Source organism: Bradyrhizobium sp. TM233 (assembly GCF_036247965.1).
GTDB lineage: Bacteria > Pseudomonadota > Alphaproteobacteria > Rhizobiales > Xanthobacteraceae > Bradyrhizobium > Bradyrhizobium ottawaense.
In genome coordinates, this window is sequence record NZ_BTIG01000007.1 from 343,516 (window position 1) to 359,037 (window position 15,522).

A 15,522-nucleotide genomic window follows, 5' to 3' on the forward strand; every position below is an offset into this window, starting at 1 on the left:
CTCGGATTCTTCCGAGCCGGACCGGATCTTTCGTCCCAAGTTCCGGCTTCGGCTCCTTCGCGAGGACTTCATGAAGATCTGCATCTACGGCGCCGGCGCGATCGGCGGATATCTCGGGGTTCAGCTTGCGCGCGCAGGCGCCGATGTCAGCCTCATCGCGCGCGGCGCGCACCTTGCCGCAATGCGCGAGCGCGGCCTGACGCTGCTCGCGGGCGAGGAGACGCACATCGTGCATCCGCGCTGCACCGACGATCCCGCCGAGCTCGGCGTGCAGGACTACATCATCATCACGCTGAAGGCGCACTCGATCACCGGTGTGATCGAGAAGATGCAGCCGCTGCTCGGCCCTCACACCCGCATCGTCACCGCCGTCAACGGCATCCCCTATTGGTACTTCTACAAGCACGGCGGCCAATACGAGAATTCGACGCTGGAGAGCATCGACCCCGGCGGGCGGCAGTGGCGCGACATCGGCGCCGAGCGCGCCATCGGCTGCATCGTCTATCCCGCCACCGAGATCGAGGCGCCCGGCGTGATCCGCCACGTCTACGGCAACAACTTCCCGCTCGGCGAGCCCTCCGGCGAGATCACGAGCGACGTGCAGCGCCTTGCCGATCTGTTCGTCGCGGCCGGCCTGAAGGCGCCGGTGCTCGACCGCATCCGCGACGAGATCTGGCTCAAGCTGTGGGGCAATGTCTGCTTCAACCCGATCAGCGCCCTGACCCATGCAACGCTCGACGTGATCTGCACCGATCCGTCCACGCGCGCGCTGTCGCGCGCGATCATGGTGGAGACGCAAGGCATCGCCGAGACCTTCGGCGTCAAATTCCGCGTCGATGTCGAGCGCCGCATCGAGGGCGCCCGCAAGGTCGGCGCGCACAAGACCTCGATGCTGCAGGATCTCGAGCGCGGCCGCCCGATGGAGATCGACCCGCTCGTCACCGTGGTGCAGGAGATGGGCCGCCTCACCGGCATCGCCACGCCCGCGCTCGATTCGGTGCTGGCGATGGTGACCCAGCGCGCCCGCATCGCCGGTCTCTATGACGGCGTCTCGACACCTTCAGATCCCCGCGCACTGGCGGTGGCGTGATGGCGGGCGAGATGAAGCAGTGGCTGCGCTTCCGGAACAATGGCGCGACCGGTTTCGGCACGCTGACGCCACCGGGCATCAGCGTGCACGAGGGCGAAATGTTCGGCCGCCATGCGGCCACCGGCAAGATTCTGGCGCTGTCGGAGGTCGAGCTGCTGGCGCCTTGCGCGCCCAGCAAGATCGTCGCGCTCTGGAATAATTTCCACGCGCTCGCGGCCAAGCTCAACCAGCCCGAGCCGCCGGAGCCGCTTTATCTGCTGAAGGCCACCACCACCATCACGGCGCCCGGCGCCGTGATCCGCCGTCCCTCTTATTACGATGGCAAGACCACCTATGAAGGCGAGCTCGGCATCGTCATCGGCAAGACCTGCGCGCGCGTCTCCCCCAGCGAAGCCAACAGCTGCATCTTCGGCTATACCTGCGTCAACGACATCACCGCCAACGACATCCTGACCAGCGACCCCACCTTCCCGCAATGGGCCCGCGCCAAGGGCATCGACGATTACGGCCCGTTCGGCCCGGTCATCGCAACCGGCCTCGATCCGGCCAAGCTGACCGTCCGCACCATCCTCAACGGCGCAGAGCGGCAGAATTACCCGATCTCCGACATGATCTTCTCGGCGCAGGAGCTGGTCAGCAGGATCTCCCACGACATGACCCTGCTCCCCGGCGACCTCATCGCCGTCGGCACCTCGGTCGGCGTCGGCGTGATGAAGGAGCCCGTGAACACGGTCACCGTCGCGATCGACGGCATCGGCGAGCTCACCAACGAGTTTCGGCTGTAGCTGCAAACACCATCCCGAAGCCCGGATGAGCGAAGCGATATCCGGGACGGCTCTTCGCTGTGGTCCCGCATGTCGCTCCGCTCATGCGGGCGACTGACTTATTCTCGCTGCAGCGCGGCAAAATTGATCCGGCGCAAATTGCGCCGGCACGGCCGCCTTATCCTTCCCGGCAATCCATTTCTGACGCCAGGGAGGACACCATGACGAATGCAAGTAATGCACTTTTGTGGACGGCTCTGTACTTCGCTCTCGCGTTCGGTGCGATCTTCGCGGTCTGGTTCGCCGACAAGATGCGCTCGAACTTCCTCGGGAAATAGCGCACGGCGCCGCAGCCCGGATGAGCCAAGCGACATCCGGGACGACTCTTCGCATGGTCCCGCATGTCGCTCCGCTCATGCGGGCTACTAACGCTGCTCGATCCGTCGTGGCCGGGCATGACGCGTGTGCGGGAACGTCTGTCCGGGAAAACCCGGCACTCCTCGCGCCGTCCACCCATCGGCCAATGCAACCAGCCGTGGATCACGCCGCCCGAAACAGCCCACAAGTCTGCCCGCCCCTTGCGCTCGGTTCCGCTCTTGGCAATCATGGCGAAAATGTGCGCCGGCGTGTGGAATTCACGATGTGGCTGTTTTTCCTGGTTGCCTGGTTCGGCCTGTTGGCCATCGTCGCGGTCGTCGCCCAGCAGGCGTTCGGTCACGACATCAGTCACCTGCCCGCCTGGTTCGCGGGCCTGCCGGTGCCGCAGCGCATCGCGACCGGAATATTCCCCGCCCTCGCGCTGACCCTGATCGGCGCTTCGGCCTGGCGGCTGTCGCGCCAGGATCGCAGCCTGAAGACGCTGCGGGACCGGCTCAAGAAGACCCGCGAGGACGTCGTCGTCGCCCACGCCCTGCAAAACCATCTCGACGCGACCGTCCAGCACCTGATCGAGAGCGACCCAAGGGAGGCGGTCTCCGCGCTGCACGACAAGCTGGGCGAGACCGAGCGGCGCGCGCTGCTCCAGCAGGGCCGCAACCAAGCCACCGACATGCACGACCAGCTCGCCGAAATCCGCAGCCGCCAGCAGCACCTGCGCGACATGGTCGGCAAGGTCGCCGAGCAGCGCCGTGCGGTCGAGCCCGTCTTCACCGAGATCCGCGACCGTCAGAATCAGCTCGAACGCTCCCTGCACGATCTCGAGACCGACGACCGCAAGAACAATCTCGCCGATCGGCAGAGGGACATCGCGCGCGACGTGGCGGCGCTTCTAGGGCGGGTGAACGGCGTCCAGGAGACATTTGCGACCCTCAACCAGTACAAGGAGGATCTGGCGAAATCCCACGCCGAGCTGGTGCCGCTGCGGTCAACCGACGCCGGCATCAACGCCCTGATCGGCGAGCTCAGCCTCAGCCACGAGCGCCTTGCCAAGACCATCGACGAGCTCGAGACCGGCGGCGAGACGCCGCTTCCCACCCGCGTCGAGACGCTGTCGAAGAACAAGATCGAGATCGAGCAGCGCCTCGCCCGCATCGACGACAGCTTCAACATTCTGAAAAGCATCCGGCTCGACTTCGAGGAGCTCGGCCAGCGCCAGGCGCAGCTCGAACGCTCGCTCGCCGATGTCGAGACGGACGCCGACGGCAAGACCCTTGCCGACCGCCAGAACGCGCTGAACGATTTCGTCCTGCAGTCGCGCCAGCGCCTCGGCGCCCTGCAGGAGACGCTGGCGACGCTGAACGCCTTCAAGACGGAGCTGTCGAAGTCGCAGGCCGACCTCGTCCCGTTGAAGGCGCCGGTGTTCGGCATCGAGGCCCTGATCGCGGACGTCGGTGCCACCCGCGATCTCCTCGCCAAAACCGTCGGCGAGATCGAGACGAATGGCGACGTCACCCTCGCCTCGCGCGTCGATGCGCTGACCCAAAGCAAACGCGAGGTCGAAGACCGCCTCGCCCGCATCTTCGACAATTTCAACGCACTCGATGCCTTGCGCAAGGACATCGGTGGCATTTTCGCGACGATCAGGAATAGTTTGAACCGGATCGGGTGAAGGCCTTCTTGTAGGATGGGTAGTGCGCAGCGAAACCCATCACATCTCCTCGCGCAAACGGCCGATGGGGTTCGCTTCGCTCTACCCATCCTGCGAGCTGCGAGCCCTCCGAAACATCCAGACACATCACATCTGCGCGCGTCAGACATATGCCGCCAACATGTCCCCTGCGCGCCGCAACTTGGACGCATTCGGACGTCCATCTCTGAGGCGTGTCTGGGGGCACGGCATGGCCGTGTTTGGACCAAACCTTCTAGGGGTATCAGCTGTGAAGAAGATTGTAATTGCTCTGGGTGCCACGCTTGCTCTGGTGACGGCTGCGAACGCTGCGGACCTGCCGCGCCGCCAGCCGGTACCTGTCTATCCGGCCGAGCAGGCGCCGATCGGCAAGATGCCGATTGGCAAGAGCCCGGTTGGAAAGGCCCCGATCGGCAAGGCGCCGGGCCCGGTCGCTGCGCGCTACTGACGCGCAACAAACCAAGCGCAAAACTGGCGTAAGCGGCCGACAGTCGAGGGGCACAGCGTGACGAACAAACCTGATCGATCGGGACCCTGCATCCTTGCGGGGTTCGCCCTCGCAGCCATGATCGCCTGTACGACGCCCTCGGCCTCGGCCCACGAAGCGAACAAGCGCGTTGCCGATGCCAACGCGCTTGCCACGACCGACACCACATCACGACCTCAGCCGCAATCGGCGCGGCGCTCCGTCGCGCGCGCGGAGAAGGGTCCCTATTACGTCGACTTCCGCGCCCGCACGGCCGCGAGCTGGGGCCACGCCTTCGTCTGGTACGGCAAGACCAGCGAGAAGGCGGTCGAGGTCGCAGGGCTGACGCCGGCCGGCGACACGCTCGCCTACGTGCTCGGCCACGTCACCTTCGTGCCGTCGGAGACCGGCGCGAGCTACGGCGATCTCGATCCGGAATATCTGACCGCGAACTATCGCGTCTACCTGAACGAGGCCGACGCCAAGCGCGTGTTCGCCTACATCAAGAAACTGCAGGCGAACTCGCCGGTCTGGAACGCCGAGACCATGAACTGCACCGGCTTCATCGGCGACATCGCCGAGTACATGGGCTTGAAGGTCCCGTATCGCTGGCAGCGTCCGGAAAACTTCGTCAACCGCCTCAAGGAAATGAACGGCGGCCGCCAGATCGTGCGGCTGTCGGCGGAGTAGCTGTCCGTTCCATACTCGGTGTCATTGCCCGCCTTGTGCGCGCTTGCGCACTGGAGCGGGCAATCCAGTATTCCAGAGGCAGCGAGGCAGGGGCGAGAAGCCGCGGCGTACTGGATGCCCCGCCTTCGCGGGGCATGACGGTCGAGTTTGAAGAAGCACCCTCGCCCGTCGGGCAAAACACCCGGACAAATTCCTCCACCCACCTGTCAAGCCCAGCCACATCAAATATTCCGCTTTACCGAACTTCTGATTTACCGTACAAGCAAGCCACCCTGGCCCGAGACAAGGGGCGGATCGCGATCGTCACGAACCGCGGGCCGGGGTGCGATGGACGCGACGGCGTCGGGCGCGAGCAGCATTGCAGGGCGGGAAACCGTGAGCAAAGCGCTTTCCGCGCATACGACCCGGCGCCGACAGCGTCTTCGCATGGCTTCGGGCGTGAGCACACGCCAGCACTCGAAGTCCCAGCGAAGACGTGCGCGGACGGTCAAGTCGTGTGGTCCTGACGCCCGGGGTCTGTGCGTCAAGTCCTGCGGTGATGTGGCGACCAACCGGTGCGCGCATCAATCACCCGCAAGGCGACGGGGGCAATAGTGCATCGCTCCCCGGGGAGAGCACGAAGTACGCCGTAAACCATCGCGCAGGGAAGGCCGGGCGTTCGGCTCACCTGTGGTCCACCCCGTGTGCATCTTCGTAGCGCACGGACTTACGGGTGCCAGCCGGCGCCCGGCCTTCCCTGCGCCCTTGTCTTTCATGAGGGCAACGCGACGACGCAAAGCTCGGGCGGAAGATGCCGCGAGAGCGCGAAGGTGTGTCCACTGTTTGAAGAACCGGATCGAGGTTATCCGTGCCCCGGACGCAGCGCAGCGTCCCTTCGACGGTGCGCTGCAGAGCCGGGGCCCATCTTTCAGAGCCCTCGCTGAGCATGGGTCCCGGCTCTGCGCAGCAACGTGAAGGACGTTGCAGCGCGTCCGGGACACGAGCCCCCCAAATTATCCGCCCCACGGAATCCTCCCTCTCCCTGCATGCTCGCCCCGCCCCCACCGCACGCCCCGCTGATAGACTTTTGCCACCCCCGGCGGCATCCTTCCGCCATCACCGACAATAGAGCCTGCGGGCCACCGAGGGGGAAACACAGCATGTTGCAGACGCGGTTCACGAAACTCGTCGGCGTCGAGCACCCGATCGTCCAGGGCGGCATGCAATGGGTCGGGCGCGCCGAGCTGGTCGCCGCCGTTGCCAATGCCGGCGCGCTCGGCTTCATCACCGCACTGACCCAGCCGACGCCGGAGGATCTGACCAAGGAGATCGCGCGCTGCCGCGACCTCACCGACAAGCCGTTCGGCGTCAACCTCACCATCCTGCCCGCGATCAAGCCGCCGCCTTATGCCGAATACCGCGCGGCCATCATCGAGAGCGGCATCAAGGTGGTCGAGACCGCCGGCAACAAGCCGCAGGAGCATGTCGACGAGTTCAGGAAGCACGGCGTCAAGGTCGTGCACAAATGCACCAGCGTCCGCCACGCGCTCTCGGCCGAGCGCATGGGCGTCGACGCCATCTCGATCGACGGCTTCGAATGCGCCGGCCATCCCGGCGAGGACGACACGCCCGGCCTGATCCTGATCCCCGCCGCCGCCAACAAGGTCAAGATCCCGATGATCGCCTCGGGCGGCTTTGCCGATGCCCGCGGTCTCGTCGCAGCGCTGGCGCTGGGCGCCGACGGCATCAACATGGGCACGCGCTTCATGGCGACCAGGGAGAGCCCGATCCACCAGTCCATCAAGGAGAAGATCGTCGCCAATGACGAGCGCGAGACCGAGCTGATCTTCCGCACCATGCGCAACACCTCGCGCGTCGCCAAGAACGAGATCTCGACCAAGGTCGTCGCGATGGAGAAGGAAGGCGCGAAGTTCGAGGACATCCGCGAGCTGGTCGCGGGTGCCCGCGGCAAGATGGTCTATGCGACCGGGAATTCCGACGAAGGCATCTGGTCGGCCGGCCAGGTGCAGGGCCTGATCCAGGACATCCCGAGCTGCGCCGAACTCATCTCCCGCATCGTGCGCGAGGCGGAGGCGATCATCCGCAGCCGGCTCGAAGGCATGATCGTTCATCCGAATGCGCAAGCTGCGGAATAGTCACTGCAAGAAGCGAGAGCGATTCATGAAAGCTTACGTCTACGGTCCTGACGGCGCTCGGATTTCCGACGTCGCTCAACCAAAGCCCAAAGGCACGCAGGTGCTGGTCAAGGTCCGCGCCTGCGGCCTCAATCGCGCCGACACCGGCATGCGCAGGGGGCACGCCCACGGCGCGGCCGGCGGCGCCGGCACCGTGCTCGGCATGGAATGGGCCGGCGAGGTCGCCGAGCTCGGGCCGGATGCCAAGGGCGTGAAAATCGGCGACCGCATCATGGGCTCGGGCGGCGCTGCGTTTGCCGAGTACACGCTGGCCGATCACGGCCGGCTGTTCCGCGCACCCTCGAACATGAATTTCGAGGAAGCCGCCACCCTGCCCGTCGCGCTCGCGACCATGCACAACGCCGTCGTCACCGTCGGCGGCGTGCAGGCAGGCCAGAGCGTGCTGATCCAGGGCGCCAGCTCCGGCGTCGGCCTGATGGCGATGCAGATTGCAAAACTCAAGGGCGCCAAGCTCGTGATCGGCTCGTCGACCGATGCCACGCGCCGCGGCCGGCTGAAGGAGTACGGCGCCGACCTCGCCGTTGATTCCTCCGATCCCAAATGGGTCGACGAGGTCCTGAAGGCGACGAACGGCGAAGGCGTCGACCTCATCGTCGACCAGGTCTCGGGCAAGGTCGCGAGCCAGAACCTCGCCGCGACCAAGGTGAAGGGCCGCATCGTCAATGTCGGCCGGCTCGGCGGCACCCATGCCGATTTCAACTTCGACCTGCATGCCGCGCGCCGCATCGACTATATCGGCGTCACCTTCCGCACCCGCACCATCGAGGAAGTCCGCGAGATCTTCGAGGAGGTCAGGAAGGACATCTGGGGCGCGGTGGAATCGCGAAAACTGCAGCTGCCGATCGACAAGGTGTTCGCGTTCGACGACATCGACAAGGCGTTCGAGCACATGGAGGCGAACAAGCATCTCGGGAAGATCGTGGTGACGGTGTGAGGCATACCGCGGTCCCGTAGGGTGGGCAAAGCGGCTTGTCCGCCGTAGCTCGAAGAGCGAAGGCGGAAGCGTGCCCACGATCTGTATCCATCACTGACGAATGGTGGGCACGGCGCTTTGCGCCTCTGCCCACCCTACGAGACTAGGCACGACGCGGATTGCTCCTGCAAATCACTAGCGACTACTCCTGTGGATCATCACTTGATGTCCCGCGCTGGGCTGCTAAATCCCCGCCATGACCTCCCAGCACAGCAAAACCTCGGTCGCCGCGATCTCGATCTTCGCCAGCGGCGGCATGGCGGCGGCCAAGTTCGCGGTCGGCATCGCGATCGGCTCGCTCGCGCTGATCTCCGAGGCCCTGCACTCCTCGATCGACCTGGTCGCAACCATCATCACCTGGGCGGTGGTGCGGGTATCGGACAAGCCGGCGGACGACGAGCACCATTACGGCCATGGCAAGCTGGAGAGCATCTCCGCGCTCGGCGTCACCGCCCTGCTCTACGTGCTCGCCGGCGGCATCCTGGTCGAGTCCTATAGCCGGCTGCGCGAGGGAACCCCGCCGCCGACCATTTCGGCCGTGCCGTTCGTGGTGCTGGTGATCGACATCATCGTCAATTTCTGGCGTGCCCGCGCGCTGCACCGCGCCGCGCGGGAAACCGGGAGCCAGGCGCTTGCGGCCGATGCGCTGCACTTCGCCTCTGATGTCATGGGCTCCTTCGCCGTGATCGCGGGCCTGATCCTCGCCGCCCTCGGCTTCTGGTGGGGCGACGCCGCCGCTGCCGCCGCGGTCGCCGTGATGATCGCCCTGCTCGGCCTGCGCATGGCCGGCTCGACCGTGCAGACGCTGGTCGACCGCGCCCCGCAGGGTGCGCAGGAGAAGGCCACGGCCGCGATCCGCAGCGTCCCGGGCGTGATCGACGTCGGGCGGCTGCGCGTGCGCATGGTCGGCGCGACCACGTTCATCGACACCATCGCCAAGGTGCCGCGGACCTATCCGATCGACCGCGTCGAGGAGATCAAGCGCAGCGCGCAGGCCGCCGTGGACAAGGCGTTCGGCGATGCCGACCTCACCTTCACCGCCGTCCCCGTCGCCCGCGACAACGAGACCGTGCGCGACCGCATCATGGTGATCGCGCATAATTCGGGCCTCGCCGTCCACCACGTCACGGTGCACGATCTCGGCGGCAAGCTGATCGTCAGCATCGACCTCGAGGTCGACGCCGGCATGCAGTTAGAGGCAGCCCATGACGTCGCCAACACGCTGGAGCGGAACATCCAGGAGGAGTTCGGCGCCGACGTCGAGGTCGACGTCCATATCGAGCCGCTGGAGCCGGAACTGCCGTTCGGGGTCGATGCCGCGCCCGAACGCGTCCAGGCCATCGCCGCCGCGCTGACTGAATATGCCGCCGGCAGCGAGATCCACGACATCCACAATGTGCGCGTCCGCAACACCGACGCCGGCGAGATCGTCAACTTCCACTGCCGCGCCGCGCCGTCGATGAGCGTGATCAAGGTGCACGAGCACGTCGACGCCATCGAGCGCGCGCTGCGGCGCGCGTTCCCGAGCGTGAAGCGCGTGATCAGCCACGCCGAACCGCCGCGTGCGTGACGCAGAATGTGCGAGGAGTCACACGTTCTCGTTTCGGACTCGTCACGCACGTGAGTTTGCGGGTACTCCGCGCGCAAACTGCGCATTGGATAAGAATAAATACGCGTTAACGATTCATTGACTCTCGACACCCCGCGAAAACTGGATTCAAATCGCTGTGATTCGGAAGCGATGTGGGGCTGCTTCCGGACTTCAGTTGCAAGCTGGTTTTCAGGGGGCCGAAGGCATGTCGCGTGCAGACGCCGCGAACGCGTGCGTCCAATCCGATTCGATCAAGGGATTGGCGCAATCGATCGCGAAACCTGCCTATCATCGGCTCTTGATTGCAGAGCCGGCGCTTCGTCGCGCCGTGCCGACGCTCATCATCGCGTTCCTGATCACGATCTGCCTCGGCGCGTTCGTGCAGGTCGTCGACCAGACGCGCCAGAAGCGGCTGGTGATCCGGCACGACATCTCGGCGCTGGCCGATCTGCTCGCCGAACGCATCGACCGCCTCACCTCCGTCCGACAGGAGCGGCTCAAGAACATCGAGAGCCTGCCGGCGCTGTTGCCGGATATGATCCCGTCCTGGGGCACGGCCTCGGGCCGCCACGTCATCGTCACCTCGGCCGGCGTCGAGCGTCGTGTCCTCGCCCGCGTCCCGGTCGACAGCGACCCTTCCGGCAACGACCGCCTGCTCGACGCCATCACGACCGCACAATTGCTGGCCGCGCCGACGCGCGACGGCAACGTCTCCGACATGACGCTGCCGAGCGGCAACGCCGCGATGGCGACCTCGCGGCAGATCAAGTCGCTGCCCGGCTTCATCACCGTGATCCAGGAGCGCAACGAGCCGATCTGGGGCTCCGATGCCGCGCTCTCGGTGACGCTGTCGGCGACGACCGGATTCGTCGTCCTGATCCTGGGCTTCGCCTTCCACTGGCAGTCCACCCGCGCCCGCGAAGGCGACCTCATCAACGACGCCGTGCGCGGCCGGATCGACACCGCGCTCAACCGCGGCCGCTGCGGACTGTGGGACTGGGACCTGTCGCGCGGCCGGATCTTCTGGTCGCAATCGATGTTCTCGATGCTGGGCCTCGACGGCCGCAACGAGCTCCTCACCTTCGGCGAGGTCAACGCGCTGGTGAAGTCCGACGACATCGACCTGTTCGCCATTGCCGACCAGCTCATCTCCGAGAAGATCGACCACATCGACCAGACCTTCCGCATGCAGCACGTCGACGGCCATTGGATCTGGCTCCGCGTCCGCTGCGAGAAGACCAGCGGGGCGACCGATTCCAGCGTGCACCTGATCGGGATCGCCGTCGACATCACCGAGCAGAAGAGCCTCGCCGAGAGGACCGTGGAAGCCGACCTCCGCCTGCGCGACGCGATCGAGACCATTCCGGAAGCCTTCGTGCTGTGGGACGCCAGCGACCGCCTCGTGCTCTGCAACTCGCACTTCCAGCGCCTGCACAAGCTGCCCGACAGCGCCGTCATCCCCGGCACCTCCTACGAGACCGTGCTCGAGGTCGGCCGCATGCCGGAGGTGCGCACGCGCCACAACGAGACCGCGGCCCAAGGCCCGGGCGCGCGGACCTTCGAAGCGCAGCTCGACGACGGCAGCTGGCTGCACATCAGCGAGCGCCGCACCAAGGACGGCGGCTACGTCTCGGTCGGCACCGACATCACCCGCATCAAGGAGCACGAGCAGAAGCTGGTCGACAACGATCTGCGCCTGCGCGCCACCGTCATCGACCTGAAGCGCTCGCAGGCGGCGCTGGAGCGCCAGGCGGTCGAGCTCGCCGACCTCGCCGAGAAGTACCAGCGCGAGAAGACCCGGGCCGAGGAAGCCAACCAGACCAAGTCGAAATTCCTCGCCAATATGAGCCACGAGCTGCGCACGCCGCTGAATGCCATCATCGGCTTCTCCGAGATCATGGGCTCGGGCATGTTCGGCGAGCTCGGCAGCGAAAAGTACCAGGAATATTGCCAGGACATCCTGACCAGCGGCCACTATCTGCTCGAGGTCATCAACGACATCCTCGACATGTCCAAGATCGAGGCAGGCCGCATGAAGCTCGACATGGAAGAGCTCGACCTGGCGCAGACGCTCGCGGAATCCTTGCGGGTCGTCACCGGCCGGGCCCAGGACAAGCACCTGACGCTCGACGCCGACATCGCAAAATCCATCTCCGTCGTCGCCGACCGCCGCGCCACCAAGCAGATCATCGTCAACCTGCTGTCCAACGCGGTGAAGTTCACGCCGGACGGCGGACGCATCGTGGTGCGCAGCCGGCAGCTCGACGACCGGATCGTGCTGATGATCGCCGACACCGGCATCGGTATCGCACCACATTCGCTGGCGCGGCTCGGCCGCCCGTTCGAGCAGGTGGAGAGCCAGCTCACCAAGACCTATCACGGCTCGGGCCTTGGCCTCGCGATCGCCCGCTCGCTGGCGCAGCTCCATGGCGGCTCGATGCGGCTGCGCTCCAAGCTCGAGGTCGGCACCGTCGTGCGCGTGACCCTGCCACGCGACGCGATCAAGGCGGCGTCCGGGATATCGGCTGCGGCTTGATCCCTACAGCTGCAGCGACGGCGCAACTTCCCGCGCGACATTGACCAGCGCTGCAATCAGCGGCGTCATCGGATCGCGTTGCGGGATCACCATGCCGATGCTGTAATTGACATCGGGATCGGTGATCGGGATCGAGCGCACCGTGTCGGACAGACCGAGCGTCTCGGCAAGCTTGGCCGGCATCACGCTCGCCCAGCGTCCCGTCTTCACATGCGTGAACAGCACCAGCAGCGAATTCGAGGTCAGTGTCGGCGTCGCCTCCGCGCCGACGGAGCGTAAGGCGCGGTCGATGATGCGGCGGTTCTGCATGTCGGGCGTCAGCAGGCACAGCGGCACCTGCCCGACCTCGGTCCAGGTCACCGTCTCGCGGTCGCCGAACATGCCGTCCGGCGCAGTCAGAAGACGGTAGCTCTCGTTGTAGAGCGGAATGGTGCGCACCTTGCCGATCGGCTCGTTCTCGATATAGGTCAGCCCCGCATCGACCTCGAGATTTTCCAAAAGCCCCAGCACCTCGGACGAGGTGGTGGACTGGATGCGGAAGCGCACCTCGGGATGCCGGGCGCGAAACGGCGTCGTCAGCGCCGCGACCATGCCGAGCACGGTCGGGATCGCGGCGATGCGGATCTCGCCGGAGAGCTGATGCTTCAGCCCGTTGATCTCGTCACGCATCGCGCGGGCATCGCCCACGATCCGCCGCGCCCAATCCAGCGCCCGTTCGCCTTCGGGGGTGAACCCCTGGAAACGGGAGCCGCGCTGCACCAGCATCACGCCGAGGATCTCCTCGAGTTGCTTGAGCCCGGTCGACATCGTCGGTTGCGTCACGCCGCAAACCTCCGCCGCGCGTCCGAAATGCCGCTCCTTCGCCAGCGCCAGCAATAGTTCAAGTTTGTCGATCAACCGAGCGTCCCCTCGAATTCTGTCGTGGCATGCAAGCTAGCATGCCGGGCCTGCACCAACACGCAAAAACCGGCAGCCGATACAACTTTCATTATCAATTCGTATCGATCGATTGCGCTTGCCAATCGATCCGAATTCGCAATCGCAGCACGGGACAGCTTTATTGATCTTCGAATGATTCCAACTAGTTTGCGCCGAGGGAACGCTCAGGTTGAGAACGAAGAATGACAGCGACTTACGAACCTTGGGACGAAACGCGCAGCGCCGAGATCATCGCCGAACATGCCAACCAAGAGGGTGCGACGCTGGTCATCCTGCACGCGCTGCAGGAGGCGTTCGGCTACGTGCCGGAGGCCGCCATTCCCATGGTGGCGCAAGCGCTCAATCTGTCGCGCGCCGAGGTCCACGGCGTATTCACGTTCTATCATGATTTCCGCCACAAGCCCGCCGGCCGCCACGTGCTGAAGCTCTGCCGCGCGGAAGCCTGCCAGGCTGCGGGCGGCGATGCATTGGCGGCGCGCGCCGAAGCAAAGCTCGGCGTGTCGCTCGGCAGCACCACGGCCGACGATCGCGTCACGCTGGAGCCGATCTACTGCCTCGGCCTGTGCGCGACCGCACCGTCCGCGATGCTCGACGGCCGCCTGATCGGCAGGCTCGATCAGAAGCGTCTCGATGCGTTGATTGTGGAGGCACAGCGATGAGCTTGCGTCTGTTCGTCTCACGCGACGCCGGCGCAATCGCCGTCGGCGCCGACGACGTTGCTCTGGCGCTGGAGCAGGCTGCGGCCAAGCGCGGCGTGGCGATCGAGATCGTCAGGACCGGCTCGCGCGGCATGTATTGGCTTGAACCGCTGGTCGAGGTGGCGACGCCGCAGGGCCGCATCGCGTTCGGCCCGGTCACGGAAGCCGATGTCCCCTCCCTGCTCGATGCACTCGCAAACAATACGCCGCATCTGTTGCGGTTGGGGGCAACCGACGAGATTCCCTGGCTGAAGCGCCAGACCCGCCTCACCTTCGCCCGCTGCGGCGTGATCGACCCGCGCTCGCTCGACGACTACCGCGCCCATGGCGGCTACAAGGGGCTGGAGCGCGCGCTGTCGCTCGGCACTGAGGCGATCCTGAACGAAGTCACGGCATCGGGCTTGCGCGGCCGCGGCGGCGCGGGCTTCCCGACCGGGATCAAGTGGAAGACGGTCGCGCAGGCCAAGGCCGACCGCAAGTTCATCGTCTGCAACGCCGACGAAGGCGACAGCGGCACCTTCGCCGACCGCATGATCATGGAAGGCGATCCCTTCCTGGTGATCGAGGGCATGACCATCGCCGGCATCACCGTCGGCGCGACCAACGGCTACATCTACACCCGCAGCGAATATCCGCATGCCATCGAGGCGATGAATGCCGCCATCCTGGCGGCGCGGCGCGGCGGCTATCTCGGAAGCAATGTCGGCGGCTCGACCTACAGCTTCGATCTTGAAGTGCGCGTCGGTGCCGGCGCCTATGTCTGCGGCGAGGAGACCGCGCTGCTGGAAAGCCTCGAAGGCCGCCGCGGCGTCGTGCGGGCCAAGCCGCCGCTGCCGGCGCATTACGGCCTGTTCGGCAAGCCGACCGCCATCAACAACATCCTGTCGCTGGCCGCCATCCCTTTCATCCTTGCCGAGGGCGCCAAGACCTACGCGGATTACGGCATGGGCCGCTCGCGCGGCACGATGCCGATCCAGCTGGCCGGCAATCTGCGCTACGGTGGCCTGTTCGAGACCGCCTTCGGCGTGACGCTCGGCGAGCTCGTCGACGACATCGGCGGCGGTACGTTCACGGGCCGGCCGGTCCGCGCCGTGCAGGTCGGCGGCCCGCTCGGCGCCTATTTCCCGCGGGCGCTGTTCGACACGCCGTTCGACTACGAGGCCTTCGCCGCGCGCGATGGCCTGATCGGCCATGGCGGTATCGTCGTGTTCGACGACAGCGTCGACATGCGCAGGCAGGCGCGCTTCGCGATGGAGTTCTGCGCGATCGAATCCTGCGGCAAGTGCACGCCCTGCCGGATCGGCTCGACCCGCGGCGTCGAGACCATCGAGAAGATCATCAACGGCGAGCGCGTCGGCGAAAACCTCGCGCTGGTCGAAGACCTCTGCAACACCATGAAATTCGGCTCGCTCTGCGCGCTCGGCGGCTTCACGCCCTACCCTGTGCTGAGCGCATTGAAGCACTTCCGGGAGGATTTTGTCCCGGCACCGACCACGCTTCAGGCCGCGGAATAGG

General features: G+C 65.8%; 12 protein-coding genes. 11 read left to right on the top strand and 1 reads right to left on the bottom strand.

What is annotated here, in order from left to right; genetic code table 11:
- Positions 1 to 70: 70 nt before the first annotated feature.
- The 9 genes from AABA86_RS16280 to AABA86_RS16320 all read left to right on the top strand — a co-directional run bounded on the left by AABA86_RS16280 (position 71) and on the right by AABA86_RS16320 (position 12,370).
- Positions 71 to 1,090 carry a 2-dehydropantoate 2-reductase gene (locus tag AABA86_RS16280; protein WP_212248493.1) on the top strand — a complete coding sequence of 340 codons (1,020 nt, stop codon included), beginning with the start codon at positions 71 to 73 and terminating at the stop codon, positions 1,088 to 1,090.
- Between the two features lie 11 nt (positions 1,091 to 1,101).
- Positions 1,102 to 1,875, top strand: a complete 774-nt coding sequence (locus AABA86_RS16285; RefSeq protein WP_445083469.1) for a fumarylacetoacetate hydrolase family protein — start codon at positions 1,102 to 1,104, stop codon at positions 1,873 to 1,875.
- A 619-nt stretch (positions 1,876 to 2,494) separates the two neighbouring features.
- Positions 2,495 to 3,901: a hypothetical protein gene (locus tag AABA86_RS16290; protein WP_338307521.1), complete on the top strand. Its 1,407-nt coding sequence runs from the start codon at positions 2,495 to 2,497 to the stop codon at positions 3,899 to 3,901.
- 268 nt (positions 3,902 to 4,169) lie between these two features.
- The gene (locus AABA86_RS16295; protein WP_018315845.1) at positions 4,170 to 4,367 is read left to right on the top strand and encodes a hypothetical protein; all 198 of its coding nucleotides are present in this window, start codon (positions 4,170 to 4,172) and stop codon (positions 4,365 to 4,367) included.
- A 57-nt stretch (positions 4,368 to 4,424) separates the two neighbouring features.
- A complete protein-coding gene (locus tag AABA86_RS16300) occupies positions 4,425 to 5,075 on the top strand; it encodes a hypothetical protein (RefSeq protein ID WP_338307522.1) in 651 nt (216 codons plus the stop codon).
- Positions 5,076 to 6,214: 1,139 nt separating this feature from the next.
- Entirely contained in the window at positions 6,215 to 7,210 is a 996-nt protein-coding gene (locus AABA86_RS16305) for an NAD(P)H-dependent flavin oxidoreductase (protein WP_338307523.1), read from the top strand.
- Positions 7,211 to 7,235: 25 nt separating this feature from the next.
- Complete coding sequence (locus tag AABA86_RS16310) at positions 7,236 to 8,204, top strand: quinone oxidoreductase family protein (RefSeq protein ID WP_338307524.1); 969 nt, start codon at positions 7,236 to 7,238, stop codon at positions 8,202 to 8,204.
- 235 nt (positions 8,205 to 8,439) lie between these two features.
- Positions 8,440 to 9,813, top strand: a complete 1,374-nt coding sequence (locus AABA86_RS16315) for a cation-efflux pump (protein ID WP_338307525.1) — start codon at positions 8,440 to 8,442, stop codon at positions 9,811 to 9,813.
- A gap of 226 nt (positions 9,814 to 10,039) precedes the next feature.
- The gene (locus tag AABA86_RS16320; RefSeq protein WP_212248485.1) at positions 10,040 to 12,370 is read left to right on the top strand and encodes a PAS domain-containing sensor histidine kinase; all 2,331 of its coding nucleotides are present in this window, start codon (positions 10,040 to 10,042) and stop codon (positions 12,368 to 12,370) included.
- Positions 12,371 to 12,373: 3 nt separating this feature from the next.
- Here the strand turns inward: AABA86_RS16320 and AABA86_RS16325 are convergent, their stop codons facing one another.
- A complete protein-coding gene (locus tag AABA86_RS16325; protein ID WP_028143020.1) occupies positions 12,374 to 13,267 on the bottom strand; it encodes a LysR family transcriptional regulator in 894 nt (297 codons plus the stop codon).
- A gap of 224 nt (positions 13,268 to 13,491) precedes the next feature.
- On the opposite strand from AABA86_RS16325, the gene AABA86_RS16330 reads away from it, so the two are divergent.
- Together AABA86_RS16330 and AABA86_RS16335 are read left to right on the top strand one after the other, a co-directional pair.
- Positions 13,492 to 13,968, top strand: a complete 477-nt coding sequence (locus AABA86_RS16330; RefSeq protein ID WP_338307526.1) for a formate dehydrogenase subunit gamma — start codon at positions 13,492 to 13,494, stop codon at positions 13,966 to 13,968.
- Positions 13,965 to 15,521: a formate dehydrogenase beta subunit gene (locus AABA86_RS16335; RefSeq protein ID WP_338307527.1), complete on the top strand. Its 1,557-nt coding sequence runs from the start codon at positions 13,965 to 13,967 to the stop codon at positions 15,519 to 15,521. The genes AABA86_RS16330 and AABA86_RS16335 overlap by 4 nt, the downstream gene beginning before the upstream one ends.
- Position 15,522: the final 1 nt, after the last annotated feature.

Bases quoted from the DNA above. Each gene is read 5' to 3' on its own strand.
- AABA86_RS16280 (WP_212248493.1), top strand. From the start codon at position 71: ATGAAGATCTGCATCTACGGCGCCGGCGCGATCGGCGGATATCTCGGG.
- AABA86_RS16285 (WP_445083469.1), top strand. From the start codon at position 1,102: ATGAAGCAGTGGCTGCGCTTCCGGAACAATGGCGCGACCGGTTTCGGC.
- AABA86_RS16290 (WP_338307521.1), top strand. From the start codon at position 2,495: ATGTGGCTGTTTTTCCTGGTTGCCTGGTTCGGCCTGTTGGCCATCGTC.
- AABA86_RS16305 (WP_338307523.1), top strand. From the start codon at position 6,215: ATGTTGCAGACGCGGTTCACGAAACTCGTCGGCGTCGAGCACCCGATC.
- AABA86_RS16310 (WP_338307524.1), top strand. From the start codon at position 7,236: ATGAAAGCTTACGTCTACGGTCCTGACGGCGCTCGGATTTCCGACGTC.
- AABA86_RS16315 (WP_338307525.1), top strand. From the start codon at position 8,440: ATGACCTCCCAGCACAGCAAAACCTCGGTCGCCGCGATCTCGATCTTC.
- AABA86_RS16320 (WP_212248485.1), top strand. From the start codon at position 10,040: ATGTCGCGTGCAGACGCCGCGAACGCGTGCGTCCAATCCGATTCGATC.
- AABA86_RS16330 (WP_338307526.1), top strand. From the start codon at position 13,492: ATGACAGCGACTTACGAACCTTGGGACGAAACGCGCAGCGCCGAGATC.
- AABA86_RS16335 (WP_338307527.1), top strand. From the start codon at position 13,965: ATGAGCTTGCGTCTGTTCGTCTCACGCGACGCCGGCGCAATCGCCGTC.